At 73.7% G+C, this 12,980-nt stretch carries 12 protein-coding genes; 6 read left to right on the plus strand and 6 right to left on the minus strand.

What is annotated here, in order from left to right; genetic code table 11:
- The first annotated feature begins 87 nt into the window (after nt 1-87).
- From hisD to EIO00_RS25680, 3 genes are read left to right on the plus strand one after another with little or no spacing between them, the layout of a single operon-like run.
- Nucleotides 88-1,413: a histidinol dehydrogenase gene (gene hisD, locus EIO00_RS18210; RefSeq protein WP_140180567.1), complete on the plus strand. Its 1,326-nt coding sequence runs from the start codon at nt 88-90 to the stop codon at nt 1,411-1,413.
- Entirely contained in the window at nt 1,406-2,200 is a 795-nt protein-coding gene (locus EIO00_RS18215; protein ID WP_140180568.1) for an SDR family NAD(P)-dependent oxidoreductase, read from the plus strand. Before hisD ends, EIO00_RS18215 begins: the two co-directional genes overlap by 8 nt.
- Nucleotides 2,197-3,402 carry an alpha/beta fold hydrolase gene (locus EIO00_RS25680; RefSeq protein ID WP_140180569.1) on the plus strand — a complete coding sequence of 402 codons (1,206 nt, stop codon included), beginning with the start codon at nt 2,197-2,199 and terminating at the stop codon, nt 3,400-3,402. The genes EIO00_RS18215 and EIO00_RS25680 overlap by 4 nt, the downstream gene beginning before the upstream one ends.
- Before the next feature lie 8 nt (nt 3,403-3,410).
- Here EIO00_RS25680 and EIO00_RS18225 read toward each other — a convergent pair whose 3' ends face one another.
- Together EIO00_RS18225 and EIO00_RS18230 are read right to left on the minus strand one after the other, a co-directional pair.
- Nucleotides 3,411-4,400 (minus strand): LacI family DNA-binding transcriptional regulator, encoded by a 990-nt coding sequence (locus EIO00_RS18225; RefSeq protein WP_140180570.1) that lies wholly within the window; start codon nt 4,398-4,400, stop codon nt 3,411-3,413.
- Between the two features lie 29 nt (nt 4,401-4,429).
- Entirely contained in the window at nt 4,430-5,221 is a 792-nt protein-coding gene (locus tag EIO00_RS18230) for an HpcH/HpaI aldolase family protein (protein WP_140180571.1), read from the minus strand.
- Nucleotides 5,222-5,324: 103 nt separating this feature from the next.
- Between EIO00_RS18230 and EIO00_RS18235 the strand changes: the two genes are divergently transcribed.
- On the plus strand, nt 5,325-6,455 hold the full coding sequence (locus EIO00_RS18235; RefSeq protein ID WP_206664179.1) for a cupin domain-containing protein: 1,131 nt from the start codon (nt 5,325-5,327) through the stop codon (nt 6,453-6,455).
- Nucleotides 6,456-6,648: 193 nt separating this feature from the next.
- On the opposite strand, the gene EIO00_RS18240 is transcribed toward EIO00_RS18235, so the two are convergent.
- On the minus strand, nt 6,649-7,137 hold the full coding sequence (locus EIO00_RS18240; RefSeq protein WP_140180572.1) for a MarR family winged helix-turn-helix transcriptional regulator: 489 nt from the start codon (nt 7,135-7,137) through the stop codon (nt 6,649-6,651).
- Between the two features lie 166 nt (nt 7,138-7,303).
- Between EIO00_RS18240 and EIO00_RS18245 the strand changes: the two genes are divergently transcribed.
- Nucleotides 7,304-7,930 (plus strand): TetR/AcrR family transcriptional regulator, encoded by a 627-nt coding sequence (locus EIO00_RS18245; protein WP_140180573.1) that lies wholly within the window; start codon nt 7,304-7,306, stop codon nt 7,928-7,930.
- Nucleotides 7,931-8,045: 115 nt separating this feature from the next.
- Here EIO00_RS18245 and EIO00_RS18250 read toward each other — a convergent pair whose 3' ends face one another.
- Entirely contained in the window at nt 8,046-8,666 is a 621-nt protein-coding gene (locus EIO00_RS18250; protein ID WP_161602751.1) for a TetR/AcrR family transcriptional regulator, read from the minus strand.
- Nucleotides 8,667-9,120: 454 nt separating this feature from the next.
- Here EIO00_RS18250 and EIO00_RS18255 point away from each other — a divergent pair, with 454 nt between their 5' ends.
- Entirely contained in the window at nt 9,121-9,798 is a 678-nt protein-coding gene (locus tag EIO00_RS18255) for a TetR/AcrR family transcriptional regulator (RefSeq protein WP_140180575.1), read from the plus strand.
- Between the two features lie 6 nt (nt 9,799-9,804).
- Here EIO00_RS18255 and galT read toward each other — a convergent pair whose 3' ends face one another.
- Both galT and mftF read right to left on the minus strand, forming a co-directional pair.
- The gene (galT, locus tag EIO00_RS18260) at nt 9,805-10,848 is read right to left on the minus strand and encodes a galactose-1-phosphate uridylyltransferase (protein ID WP_140180576.1); all 1,044 of its coding nucleotides are present in this window, start codon (nt 10,846-10,848) and stop codon (nt 9,805-9,807) included.
- 155 nt (nt 10,849-11,003) lie between these two features.
- Complete coding sequence (gene mftF / locus EIO00_RS18265; RefSeq protein WP_140180577.1) at nt 11,004-12,407, minus strand: mycofactocin biosynthesis glycosyltransferase MftF; 1,404 nt, start codon at nt 12,405-12,407, stop codon at nt 11,004-11,006.
- Nucleotides 12,408-12,980: the final 573 nt, after the last annotated feature.

The raw sequence follows: 12,980 nt of genomic DNA on the forward strand, positions 1-12,980 counted from the left end.
CTGGAAATCTAGCCTGTTCTTGGGACGTGCACCCCGGGCGCCCGCGAAGAGTCGAGCACGATCCCGCCCCCTACACGCGAGGACGAAATGATCACCTATCTCAAGGAAGCCGTCTCCCGGGAGCGGGCGACGGCGGACGACGACCGCGTCGCCGCCACGGTGCGCGACATCCTCGACGCGGTCCGCGCCCGGGGGGACGCCGCGGTGCGCGAGTACTCGGCCGCGTTCGACGACTGGTCGCCGGCCTCGTTCCGGCTCGATCCCGACGAGATCGCCCGGATCGTCGCCGAGGTTCCCCGCCAGGTCCTCGAGGACATCACCTGGGTGCAGGACCAGGTGCGCCGGTTCGCCGAGCGGCAGCGCGCCTCGATCGAGGACTTCGAGATCGAGACCCTGCCCGGCGTGCGCCTCGGCCAGCGCAACGTGCCGATCCGCGCGGTCGGCGCGTACGTGCCCGGCGGGCGCTATCCGCTCACCGCGTCCGCCCACATGACGATCGTGACCGCCAAGGTCGCCGGGGTGCCGCGGGTGGCGGCCTGCACCCCGCCGATCCGGGGCCGGGTGCCGGCCGCCACCGTCGCGGCCATGCATCTGGCCGGAGCCGATGAGATCTACCTGCTGGGCGGGGTGCAGGCGATGGCCGCCCTGGCGATCGGCACCGAGTCCATCGACCGGGTCGACCTGATCGCCGGCCCCGGCAACGCCTATGTCGCCGAAGCCAAACGACAGCTGTTCGGCGAGGTCGGCATCGACCTGTTCGCCGGCCCCACCGAGATCCTGGTGATCGCCGACGAGACCGCCGATCCGTTCGTCGTGGCGGTGGACCTGCTCAGCCAGGCCGAGCACGGCCCCGACTCCCCCGCGGTGCTGATCAGCACCAGCGAGCAGGTGGCGCGCAAGGCGATGGCGCACGTGGAGCGGCTGCTGGGCGACATGCCGACCCGCGACTTCGCCGCGCCCGCCTGGCGCGACCACGGGCAGGTCCTGGTGGTGGACGACCTGGACGAGGCGTTCGCGGTGGCCGACGCCTTCGCCTCCGAGCACGTGCAGGTGCTCACCCGCGAGCCCCGGCAGGCCCTGGAGAAGATGCACGACTACGGCGCGCTGTTCCTCGGCGAGGGCACCTGCGTGTCGTACGGGGACAAGGTCATCGGCACCAACCACGTCCTGCCCACCCGCGGCGCGGCCCGTTACACCGGCGGCCTGTGGGTCGGCAAGTACCTGAAGACCGTCACCTACCAGGAGGTGGTGGACCGCGACTCCAGCGTCCTGCTCGGCGAGGTGTGCGGACGCGCCGCCCGGGTGGAGCTCTTCGAGGGGCATGCGCGCAGCGGCGACGTGCGGGTCGCCAAGTACCGGGGCGAGACGCTGCCGTGGAGCGACCACTCCTTCGCCGAGGCCGCCGATGCCTGAGCGGGCGAACGGGCCGCTCGAGGCCCTGCGCGGACGGACCGCGGTGGTCACCGGGGCGGGCAACGGCCTGGGCCGGGCCATCGCGCTGGCCCTCGGCGACTGCGGCGTCCGGGTGGTGCTGTCCGGCCGCAACCGCGCCAACCTGGAGGAGAGCGCACGGCTGGTCGCCGCCCGCGGCGCCGCCGCCCGCATCGTCGAGGCCGACGTCGCCGACCCGGAGTCGGTGGCCGGGCTGGCGGCGGCGCTGGCCGACGAGGACCTGTCCATCGTGATCAACTGCGCCGGCGTGCCCGGACCGGTCAAGCCGCTGACCGAGATCGAGCCCGAGGAGTGGGACGCGGTGTTCGCGGCCAACGTGCGCGGCGTCTACCTGGTCTGCCGGGCGCTGATCCCGGCGCTGCTGGCGCACGGCGGCGGCGACATCATCAACATCGCCTCGGTGAGCGGCAAGCGCCCGCTGGCGATGCGCACCCCCTATTGCGCGTCGAAGATGGCGGTGATCGGCCTGACCACGACGCTGGGCGCCGAGGTCGGCCCGCTCGGGATCCGGGTCAACTCGCTGTCGCCCGGTCCGGTGCGCGGTCCCCGCATGGCACGCAACTTCCGGCTGGAGGCGGCCCGGCTGGGCATCACCGAGCAACAGGCCGAGGAGGCCTTCGCCTCCCGCGCCGCGCTCGGCCGGCTGCTGGAGGAGGACGAGGTGGCGCAGGCCGTGGTGGCGATGCTGCTGATGTCCGGGCTGCACTGCGCCGACATCGACCTGTCCGCGGGAATGGTCGCCCGATGAGCGCGGGCCGTCTCGCCGAGCGGGTAGGAGCCGGGCGGACGCTGCTCGGCGGTCTGCTGCGGGATCCGGCGCTCGCCGAGGCGGCGGTCCGGGCCGGATTGGACATCGTCGTGGTGGAGGCCGGCGGAGAGGACGCCGCCGCGCTGCGCCACCGGGTGGCGGCGGCACGCCGTGCCGCCGGGTCCGTCCTGGTGCGGGCACGGCGTCCCGGGGACGTGGTCCGGGCGTTGGAGGCCGGTGCCGACGGCCTGCTCACCGCGGGCGCGGACGAGTCCGCCGAGGCGGAGGCGGCCGTCCGCGCCCGCGGCGGACCCGGCACGGTGGTGCTGACCGAAAGGCGCGACGCCGCCGGTCCGGGTGAGGCGGTCGTCGTGGCGGACGCCGAGCAGGCGCGGGCCGCCCTGGCGGCGGGCGCCCGCGTCGTGGTCTACGACCTGGACCGGGCGGTCGGGGACCTGCTGGGGGATCTGGCCCGCGTCGGTGCGCCGGTCACGGCGCGGCGTCCGGCGGGGGAACCGCTGGTGGTGCTCAGCGGAATGCTCGGCGACGTCACCTGCTGGGACGAGGTGGCGGCCCTGTTGATGGAGCGGGTGACCGTGCGGCACGCCCGCATCGACCTGGACGACTCGGTCGCCGGTCTCGCCGCCGGGGTGCTGGCCGCCACGCCCGGCCGGTTCGCGCTGGCCGGGCACTCCCTCGGCGGCATCGTCGCCATGGAGATCATGCGGCAGGCGCCCGAGCGGGTCACTCGGCTCGCGCTGCTCAACACCAGCGCCGGGGCCGGGTCGCCCGCCCAGCTGGCCGCCTGGGCCGAGCTGGCGACGCGGGTGGAGCGGGGCGAGTTCGCCGCGGTCGCGGCCGAGCTGGCGCGCGCCACCCTGCCCGCCGTCCGTCGCGGGGACGCCGAGCTGGTCGCCCGGAACGAACGGATGGCCGCCACGGTCGGGCCGGACGGACTGCTCAGGCAACTGCGTGCGCAGGCGACCCGGCCCGACAGCGCCCCCTCCCTGCCCGCCATCGCCGTTCCGACGCTGGTCTTGAGCGGCGAGCTGGACGAGGTGAGCCCCCCGCCCCTGCAAAAGGCCATGGCCGAGCTGATCCCGGGCGCGCGCCACGAGGTGATCGCCGGATGCGGGCACATGGCCCCGCTGGAGCGCCCCGTCGAGGTGGCCGCGCACCTGCGGGAGTGGCTGACCTGGTAGCCGGCCCGTCAGGCGCGCCGGTGCGAGGAGCGCAGAACGGGCTCGACCGGGTGGACCACCCGGCGGGGGCCGCCCCGGAACCCGGTGATCCGTTCCAGCAGGAGGTCGACCGCGCTGCGCAGCATGTCCTCGAACGGGACGCGGATCGTGGTCAGCCCGACCAGGGGCCAGGCCGCCTCGGCCAGGTCGTCGAACCCGACCAGGGCGAGGTCGCCGGGCACCCGCAGCCCCAGTTCGTGCGCGGCGTTCATGGCGCCCAGCGCGATCATGTCGTTGGCGCAGAACAGCGCGTCCGGCAGCGTCCCGGCGGCGGCCATCTCGGTCACCGCCGAGCGGCCGTGCTCGAAGGTGAACCCGCCGTGCCGGACGTGCTCGGGGGCGGCCTCGACGCCCGCCTCGGCCAGCGCGTCGTGGAAGCCCGCCGCACGGTCGCGCCCGGTGCTGGCCGAGGACGGTCCGAGCAGTGCGCCGATCCGGCGGTGCCCGGCCTCCAGCAGGATCCGGGCGGCCGACCGGGCGCCGAGCCGGTCGTCGGCGACGCTCGCGTCCAATCGCACGTCCTCGGCGTAGCGGTGCAGCAGCACGGTCGGGACCTCGCGGTCGTGCAGCACCTCGGGCAGCCGGGAGCCGCGCGCGGCGGTGGAGACGATCACTCCGTCGACCGAGCCGCCGAGCACGTGCGACTCGATGTCCTCGGGGTCGCCGTGCTCGGCGATCAGGGTGAGCCGGTACCGGTGCCGGGCCAGCTCGTCGTACAGCCGCCCGACCAGCAGCGACCACAGCGGGTTGTCCAGGTCCACGACCATCGCGACGCGGCGGGTGCTGCGGGTGGCCAGATCCCGCGCCCGGTCGCTGGGGATGTAGTTCAGCGCGGCGGCGGCCTCCCGCACGCGGCGGACGGTCTCGGGGGGTATGCCGGGGTGACCGCGCAACGCCCGGGACACCGTCGACTGCGACACCCCCGCGGCCCGGGCGACGTCGAGACTGGTCACCCGCATGCGGACGCCTCCTCCCGCTCGTGGCCGGGTCAGTACCCGCCGTCCGCCGGCGCGTCCGGCGCGCCGCCGCGCGCCAGCGCCACGCCTTCGGCGGCGGCCCGGCGCAAGATCGCCATGTCGTTGCCGGGCGTCACGAAATCGTAGCCCTGCCCGGCCAGCCGCCGGGCGGCGGCGCCGTCCGCGCAGAACGCCCCGGCCAGGACGCCGGCGGCGTGCGCGGCGGAGACCACCCGACGCAGCGCGCCGGCCACCTCGGGCGGCGGAACGGCCCGGCCGGGCTCGGCGCCGAGGGCGAGCGCGAGGTCGTTGGGCCCCACGAAGACCCCGTCCAGCCCGGGCGTGGCCGCGATCTCCTCCAGATTCTCCAACGCGGCCCGGGACTCGATCATCGCCCAGGTCATCACATGGGCGTCGGCGTGCGCGACGTATCCGGGAAGCCGCCGCAGATCGGCCCGGGCGGGGCCGTAGCTGCGGATCCCGGTCGGCGGATAGCGGCACATGGCGACGAACTCGGCGGCCTGCGCGGCGTCGTCCACGGCGGGGCAGATGATCCCGTAGGCGCCGGCGTCCAGCAGCTTGCCGATGAGGGCGGCGTCGCGGGACGACGTCCGCGCCAGCGGCACGGCGGGACCGGCCGAGACCGCCTGGATGAGGTGAACGGCCTGATCCGGTCCGAACATGCCGTGCTGCAGGTCCACCGTGACCGAGTCGTACCCGGCATGGGAGAGCACCTCGGCGAGGTAAGGGCTGGCGGCCGACAGCCAACCGTTCACCACCGTCCGACCGGCGGCGAACAGGTCCTTGAGGCGGTTGGCGAGCATGGCACCTCTCTATGCATACGTTGGCATTGCTGTTGACATAGGAGTCCTTAGAGGAGGATGGTATCTCTGCGTGCATACGCTTGCATAGAAAGGATCGCATCCCGTGCCCGATCACCCCGTCGAGGTCACCGCCGCCGAGCTGGCCGAACGGACCATCCTGCGCAAGGACCTGGTGGCCGACACCCGGGCCTTCATCGACACGAAGATCCCCGGCTCCGAAGGCAAGATCAACTATCCGTTGATCGGTCCCGGCGTCTCCGAGAACGCCGAGCAGGTGATCCCCATCACCGCTCCCCACGGATTCAACCTGGGCGCCGCCGCCATGCCCGCCGGCGTCACCAACAACCTGCACCTGCACTTCACCGCCGAGGTCTTCGTCTGCATGGCCGGCGAGTGGCTGTTCCGCTGGGGCGCAGACGGCCGGGACGGCACCCTCACCGTCCGCCCCGGCGACGTGATCTCCATCCCCACCTGGGTGTTCCGCGGCTTCACCAGCGTGGGCTCCGACGATGCGTTCCTGTTCACCGTGCTCGGCCGGGACCGGTCCGGCGGCCTGATCTGGGCGCCGTCGGTGCTGGCGAAGGCCGCCGAGCACGGGCTGTTCCTGACCGCCGACAACAGGCTCGTCGAGACCGAGCCCGGCGTCTTCCCCTGCGGAGTGGAGCTCAAGCGCCCGCTCACCGAGGAACAGCTCGCCGCCCTGCCCAGGGTCGGCGTCGACGAGATGCGTCACCGCCTGGCCGCCCCCGCCGATCTGCGCTGGTCGGCCGCCCCGTTCCTGGACTCCCGGCTGGAGACCGGAGGCGCCGAGCTGGCCGCCGTCATCGGCTACGGCGTCACCGAGGACCGCGACCAGGCGCCGCGGCTGGCCGACCCGCACGGCTTCAGCCTGGCGAAGCTGCGCGCGGCCCCCGGACGAGGCGTCTCCACGCACCGGATCCAGGAGTCCCAGGTGCTCATCGTCACCTCCGGCCGATGGCGGATCACCCTCAACCGGAGCAACCCGGTGTCGACGGAGATCGGCCCGTACGACACCGTGTCGATCCCCGTGGGTGCCTGGCGCCGCTTCGAGAGCGTCGGCGAGGAGCCCGGAGAGGCGGTCGTCGTGACCGGCGGCGACGGCCGGGCCCGGCTGGAGTGGGACCCGTCCGTCGTGGCCGCCGCCCGCGAGCACGGCATGGTGATCGACCCGAACGGCTACGTGGCCGACGCCTCGTTCCTGCACCTCACCTGAGCGCGCCCCGCCGGAGCGCGGTCGCCGCCCGCGCTCCGGCGGCGGTGAGCCGCCGGGTCCGGGCGAACGGGTCCGGTCGGCGGGCGACGGGACGGCCCGCCGACCGAAGGCGACCGCGCCCGACGCCGCATCGCCGGGGGCTCCGCCGGACGCTCGATGCGCGGGGCGGGACCCCGCCGTGACGCGGGCTCCGTCAAACGGCGCGCTCCCTGGCCCGGCGGACCGCGCCGGGGGTCTCGACCGGCTCGGCCAGGTGCCCCTCGGCCAGGCGGCGCAGCGCGTGCAGCAGGACCGTCCGTTCCTCCTCCGGCAGCGACTCCAGCGCCTCCCGGTGCACGCGGTCGACGATCTGCTGGCTGCGCCGGGCGACCTCGGCGCCCCGCGGGGTGACCGCGATGATCCGCGCCCGGCGGTCGGTGCTGGAGGGGCGGCGCTCGGCCAGCCCCGCCCTCTCCAGGGCGTCGACCGTCACCACCATCGTGGTCTTGTCCATGTCGCCGAGCTCGGCGAGCTGGTTCTGGGTGCGCTCCCCCTGCAGGGCGTGCACGAGGACGCAGTGCATCCGGGGGGTCAGCCCGATCTCGGCGAGGGCGGCCGCCATCTGCGTCCGCAGCACGTGGCCGGTGTGGTCGAGCAGGTACGACAGGTCCGGCGCGGAGCTGGACGGGGCCAGGGCGGTCATGCCGCCCAGGATAATCGTTCCTTAACGGATCGTCTGTTTCTCACCGGCCGTTCGATGCGGGCGCCGCTCCGCCCCGGTCTGTGAGGTCGGGCTTCATGGGGCACTTGGCGCATTCCTTACGAGAGGTATAGGCATATTCCGCTGCACGCGCCCTAGCGTGAGTGCCATGGACCACGGTGCCACCGACGTCGCCGAGGAGCAGGTCATCGAGGTCGCGACGCGCCTGTTCGCCGGGCTCGGTTATGACGTGACCACCCTGGACATGATCTCCGGCGCCCTCGGCGTCCCGACCTCCCGGATCGTCGAACTGACCGGCGGCAAGCGCGAGCTGTATCTGCGCGTGATGGAACGCCTCTTCGAGGCCAAGTACACCGCGGTGGAGGCCGCCGCCGACGGGGTCGAGACCGGCCGGGAGGCCCTCCACCGGATGGCGGACCGCTACCTGGACTTCTACGCCGCCCACCCGGACTATCTGGCCCTGTGGGAGCACCGCTCGGTCTCCGACGCCTCCGACATCACCGACGTCGAAGACCGCTACATGCGCCCTCTGCTCCGGCTGGTCGCCCGCCGGATCCGCGCCGACGCCCCCGAGGACATCGGCGCCTATGCGATCGTGGGCGTCATCCTGTGGATCATCAACGGGTTCCTCAGCACCGGCGTCCTGGCCCCCCGTCAGGGCATGAAGCGCGCCGACGACCCCGAGACCCTCGAGTACTTCCGCACCGTCATGCACACGGTCATCGACCGTCTCCTGGCCCCGCCGCCCGCCCCCGCGCTCGACGGGGGACGCTGATCGCACGGGCGGACCGGGAGAGGCTCCCGGCGTCCGCCCCGCCCATCGCCCCTCCATCGACCGCGGTCGGGGCGTTCACCCCGCCGGACGCGGAACGGCCTCTCGGCCCGGTCCCTCACTGCGGACAGAGCCGCTCCAGCAGCTCGGCCATGTAGCCGCGGAACACCGCCTGGGCGCGGGGGTCGCCGGGTCCCAGCGTCGAGCCGTCGGGCTGGGAGATGCCGCGGGTGGCGAATCCCGCCAGGCACCAGGTGAACACGCTGAACAGCATCTGGAAGGCGGGATCGTTCGTGGGGTCGCCGCCCAGCAGCTGCGCGGCCTTCCGGCGGATCGGCTCCTGGTAGAGCTGTTCGAGGTCGGTCATGTCCGCCGCGTCCGACAGGGCGCGCTGCTGCCAGACGGCCAGCTCCTCCAGGTGCTGGAGGTAGAAGTCCAGGGCGCGGTCGATGAGGGCGCGCCTCCAGTCGGCGTCGGGGGCGATCTGTGCGGCGACCCGCTCCAGCATCCGGCACTGTTCCTGGCTGAAGCGTTCGAGCAGCCCTCGGTACACCCCGGTCCGGCCGCCCGCGGCCATGACCTCTCCGCGGTCCACCCCGGCCGCGCTCGCGATCATCTCCGTGGTGGTCCCGTCGTAGCCCAGCCGGGCGAACAGGCGCAGGGCCGCGGCGTAGATCTGGTCGCGCCCGGTCTCCTCGCCTCTCGCTCTGGCCTCGTTGTGGGCCTCCATGCCGGACATATCTCCTGAATCACCACAAAGGTACCCACCCCAGCGGCCATTGTTCGACAAATCAGCCGACCGGCGCACCATCACCACGGGAATGATCGCTATAGAAATGACAATTCCGATGACGGTGAACAACTACTGACAAAACGGAGAATGTTCATACGATCTTGCAGGGCGGACCATCGGTCCCGACACCGGGGCGACACCGCGGACGATCGCCGCCCGTTCGCACCCTGCGCGACCGTCGCCCGGGGCGAGAAACCGCCGGGACGGTCACCGGCCCCCGCACGTCCGGCGCCGCCGGGTCCGACCTGCCGCGCCGGGCCGCCGCGCATACTGAAAGCAGCATTTTCATTTAAAGCAACTGGGAATACCGAAGTCCTTGATCACCGATCCCATAACCGCGCGATCACGGTCGGTAGAGGGTCGCGCGGTTCCGTCGATGCGGCGGAGTATCGTTCTGGTCGTGACCTCAGTCTCCGAAGAGCCCGCCTGGCGCCAGCGCGCCGTCGAGCGTTCGACCCATGCCGCCAAACTCCGCGCCGAACAGCGCGTGCAACGCTTCTTGGACTCGGCACAAGAGTTGATCGCGGAGAAGGGGACCACGGACTTCACCGTCCAAGAGGTCGTCGATCGCTCCAAGCAGTCGCTGCGCAGCTTCTACCAGCACTTCGACGGCAAGCACGAACTGCTGCTGGCGCTGTTCGAGGACGCGCTGTTCAAGTCGGCGGCCGAGATCAGAGAGGTCATCGCCGCCGAGTCCGACCCCCTGAAGCGGCTGCGCACGGCCGTGGAGGTGCTGTACCGCAACTCCCACCCGCACTCCGGCGCCCAGCAGCCGCTGTTCAGCGACTTCGCCCTGCAGCTCCTGGTCAGGCACCCGGCCGAGGTCGCGGCCGCCAACCAGCCGCTGCTGACGGTCTTCACCGAGCTCATCGAGCAGGCCGCCGAGGCCGGTGCCGTCCCCCGCGGCAGGCCCCGGCGCCGGGCCGCGCTGGTGACGCAGACGGTCATGTTCGCCGCGTTCGTCGCCCAGGTCGGCGCCGCCGAGGGGCCCGCCACCCCGATCACCGCCGAGGAGGTCTGGCGATTCTGCCTCGGCGGGCTCTCCGCCGCTCCCCCCGAGGCGGACGAGCAGGCCTAGCCGCCGTCAGGAGGCGACCTCGCGCAGCCGCCGGGCCGCCGCCTCGGGCGCGACGTCGTTGACGAACGCCTCCATGCCGGACTCGGTGCCGGCCAGGTGCTTCAGCCTGTCCGCCGCGCGCCGGACGGTGAACAGCTCCAGGTGCAGGGCCAGCTCCCCCTCGCCCCGAGGGGCCTGGTGCCAGGCCGCCACGTACGGGGTCGGGGCCGCCCGGACGGCCCGGCCGGGCTCGAGGAACAGCCGGTCGAAACGGCGGAGGAGCTCCAGGTACAGGCCGGGGAACTCGGCGCGTTCGGCCTCGTTCAGCGCGGTCAGGTCGGGCACCCGGCGGTTGGGGTACAGGTGCACCTCATAGGGCCAGCGGGCGGCGTGGGGGACGAAGGCGGTCCAGTGCTCGGCGGCCAGCACCACCCGTTCGGGGTCGGCCCGCTGAGCGGCCAGCAGATCCTCGAAGAGATTGCGGCCGGTCTCGCGCCGGTGCCGGGCCGCCTGCTCGATCATCTTCGCGGTGCGCGGGGCGATGAACGGGAGGGCGTAGATCTGCCCGTGCGGGTGCTGCAACGTCACGCCGATCTCGGCGCCCCGGTTCTCGAAGCAGTACACCTGCCGCACCTGCGGCAGGGCCGACAGCTCGGCGGTGCGGTCGATCCAGGCCTCCAGCACCAGACGGACGCGGTCCGCCGGCAGGTCCGCGAACGACAGGTGATGGTCGGAGGTGAAGCACACCACCTCGCAGCGTCCGGTCTCCCCCACCAGCGAGGGGAAGCGGTTCTCCAGGACCACCACCTCGTAGTCGTCGGCGGGGATCTCGCTCAGCCGTCCGTCCCGGGACGGGCACAGCGGGCACTCCCCCGGCGGCGGCTGGTAGGTCCGGTCCTGACGGTGCGCCGCGATGATCACGTGGTCTCCGGTCACCACGTCCCGGCGCACCTCGCTGCGCATCGCCGGCGATGTCGGCGGACGCCGGTCGGCCGGCGCCCGCACGGGCGTCCCGCCGGCGGTGTAGTAGATCAGCTCGCGTCCGTCGGCCAGCTTCGCGACGGTCTTCACCTCGCGCTCCCCCACGCTCGTGCCGGATCGTTCCGGCACGACCGTACGCGTCTTCGCCGCCCCGTCCGGCCGGAATCGGGCACCTTCCGCGGAGCGGACGGACGGCCCTCGAAGAGGCGTCCGGCCCCGCGTCGGGACGACGGCCGGCGCAGCGATCAGATCGGCTTGCCGACGATCACGGGCCGGACCGGGATGACGGTGCGGTGGCGGAGACAGCCGGCCCACACCCCGGCCCCGTAGGCCATGTCGTCGGCCAGGACGCCGAGCGTGAACCGCACCGGGTCCAGGTCGGGGCGGCGTTCGGCCCAGGCGGCCAGGGGGGGACCGAGCAGCAGCGAGGCCACGGCGATGCTCCGGGACCGGCGGCGCCCTCCGCTCGCCAGGAGGGCGAGCAGCGCCGGGCCGGCGAACTGGGCGGCATAACGGCCGATGCCGAGCCAGGTCCGATACGTCGCCTCGGCCATCGCGCGCGGCACCCCCCGGGTCGGGACGCCCGCCCGGCGAAGCCTGCGGCGCATCGTCAGGTTCGCCATGCCGAACGCCGCGGCGGCGGCGAGCGGACGGCGGGCCAGCAGCGCGGCGACGGTCAGCGCGGGCCAGGGATGCAGCGCCAGCGGAGATATCGCGACGGGGTGACGCACCGCCAGCGGAGCGGCCGAGGTGCCGTAGCGGAACCGCCGAAGCAGCAGGCCGCCCCAGGTGGGCGGCTCGTGGTGGCCGATCCGCACCGCGGGTTCGTAGCGGATCCGCCAGCCGCGTTCGTGCAACCGCCAGATCAGGTCGACATCCTCCCCCACCGGCATCGTCGGGTCGAACACCGTCTCGCCGCGCGCCGCCTCCAGCAGGGCGGAGCGGCGGGCCAGCAGCGCGGCGGTCGGCACGTACGACACCCGTGCGCCCGGGACCACCCGCGCCGGGCGGTCGCCCAGGTCCAGGCCGCCGTTGGCGCGCGCGTAGCGGCCCGGCCCGGTGTCGCGGGCGAGCGCGACGATGCGGGGAGCGACCGCCGCGACCAGCGGATCGGCGAAGTGCCCGGCCAGCCGGTCGATCCAGTCGGGGTCCGGCAGGCAGTCGCTGTCGAGGAAGGCGACCAGCTCGCTGGAGGTGTGCTCCAACCCGGTGTTGCGGGCGGCGGCGGGTCCGCCGTTCACCGGTCGCCGCACCAGCTCGGCGCCGTGTCGCCGGGCGACCTCGGCGACGGCGGCCGCATCGGCGGACCCGTCGTCGACGACCAGAACGGGGTGTCGGCCGCCGAGCGCGGACAGGCAGCGGTCCAGCAGCACGGGACGGTCCAGGACGGGGATCACCACGGTCACGTCGGCCGCGCGGGCGGGGGGAGGGCACGGATGGGCCAGACCGGCGTCGGTGAGGCGGCGGGCCAGGGCGCCCGTGACCGGCGAGGAGACCGGACCGTCGCGCAGCTCCCGCCAGGCGGCCAGGCCCGCGGCGCTCAGGCGCACCACGCGGGCCGGGGAGCCGCCGAACCACAGTCCCTCGGCGAGCTCTCTGGCGCCGTCGTCCACGGTGATGCGGAATCCGTTCGGCAGGGGCGGGGTCACAGGGGCTGATCCTCCATCCGCCGGCGCGGCGTCTCATGCGGGCTCGCCGAGGGCCGGCACGGGTCGCCGTCCGCCCACCCCGTCGCCGGGGCGGTCTGCTCGCGTCCGGCGCCGGAGGCGGCGCGCGTCCCGTGTCGGCGCCCGGCGCCGAGGGGCGCCCGCCAGGTTAATGGCACCGTGTGCAGAAAGGAAGGGGGTGCGCGCCGGTCACCGGGGCCGGCGCCCCGGGCCGGAGGGCGACGGTCGGCTCGGCGCCGGCGGTCCCGCAGAGCGCGTCCGGCCCCTCGCCCCGGCGACCGTTCCCGCGGACGTCCCTCGCACACCCGTCCGCGTCGACGAACGGGAACGCCGCACGGTGTCCGGCCGTGCACGAGGGGCTGCCCGGGCGAGGCCGATCATGTTAGATTCCGGGTCGGTACTTACGTACTTACATCGTAAGTAGGGGGTCGATGGGCCGTGCGGCAGAGCCGTCCGCGCACAGGAGCCCTCCGCCCCGCCGTGTCCGCACCGGCCGCTCGTCCCCCGCGCCCTCATCGTCACGGCACCGGCCCGCCGACGCCGTGCTCTCACCCC

It is taken from the genome of Thermomonospora catenispora, from assembly GCF_006363815.1.
GTDB lineage: Bacteria > Actinomycetota > Actinomycetes > Streptosporangiales > Streptosporangiaceae > Thermomonospora > Thermomonospora catenispora.

Coding starts and splice junctions, on each gene's coding strand:
- hisD (WP_140180567.1), top strand. CDS start 88: ATGATCACCTATCTCAAGGAAGCCGTCTCCCGGGAGCGGGCGACGGCG.
- EIO00_RS18215 (WP_140180568.1), top strand. CDS start 1,406: ATGCCTGAGCGGGCGAACGGGCCGCTCGAGGCCCTGCGCGGACGGACC.
- EIO00_RS25680 (WP_140180569.1), top strand. CDS start 2,197: ATGAGCGCGGGCCGTCTCGCCGAGCGGGTAGGAGCCGGGCGGACGCTG.
- EIO00_RS18225 (WP_140180570.1), bottom strand. CDS start 4,400: ATGCGGGTGACCAGTCTCGACGTCGCCCGGGCCGCGGGGGTGTCGCAG.
- EIO00_RS18230 (WP_140180571.1), bottom strand. CDS start 5,221: ATGCTCGCCAACCGCCTCAAGGACCTGTTCGCCGCCGGTCGGACGGTG.
- EIO00_RS18240 (WP_140180572.1), bottom strand. CDS start 7,137: ATGACCGCCCTGGCCCCGTCCAGCTCCGCGCCGGACCTGTCGTACCTG.
- EIO00_RS18245 (WP_140180573.1), top strand. CDS start 7,304: ATGGACCACGGTGCCACCGACGTCGCCGAGGAGCAGGTCATCGAGGTC.
- EIO00_RS18250 (WP_161602751.1), bottom strand. CDS start 8,666: ATGTCCGGCATGGAGGCCCACAACGAGGCCAGAGCGAGAGGCGAGGAG.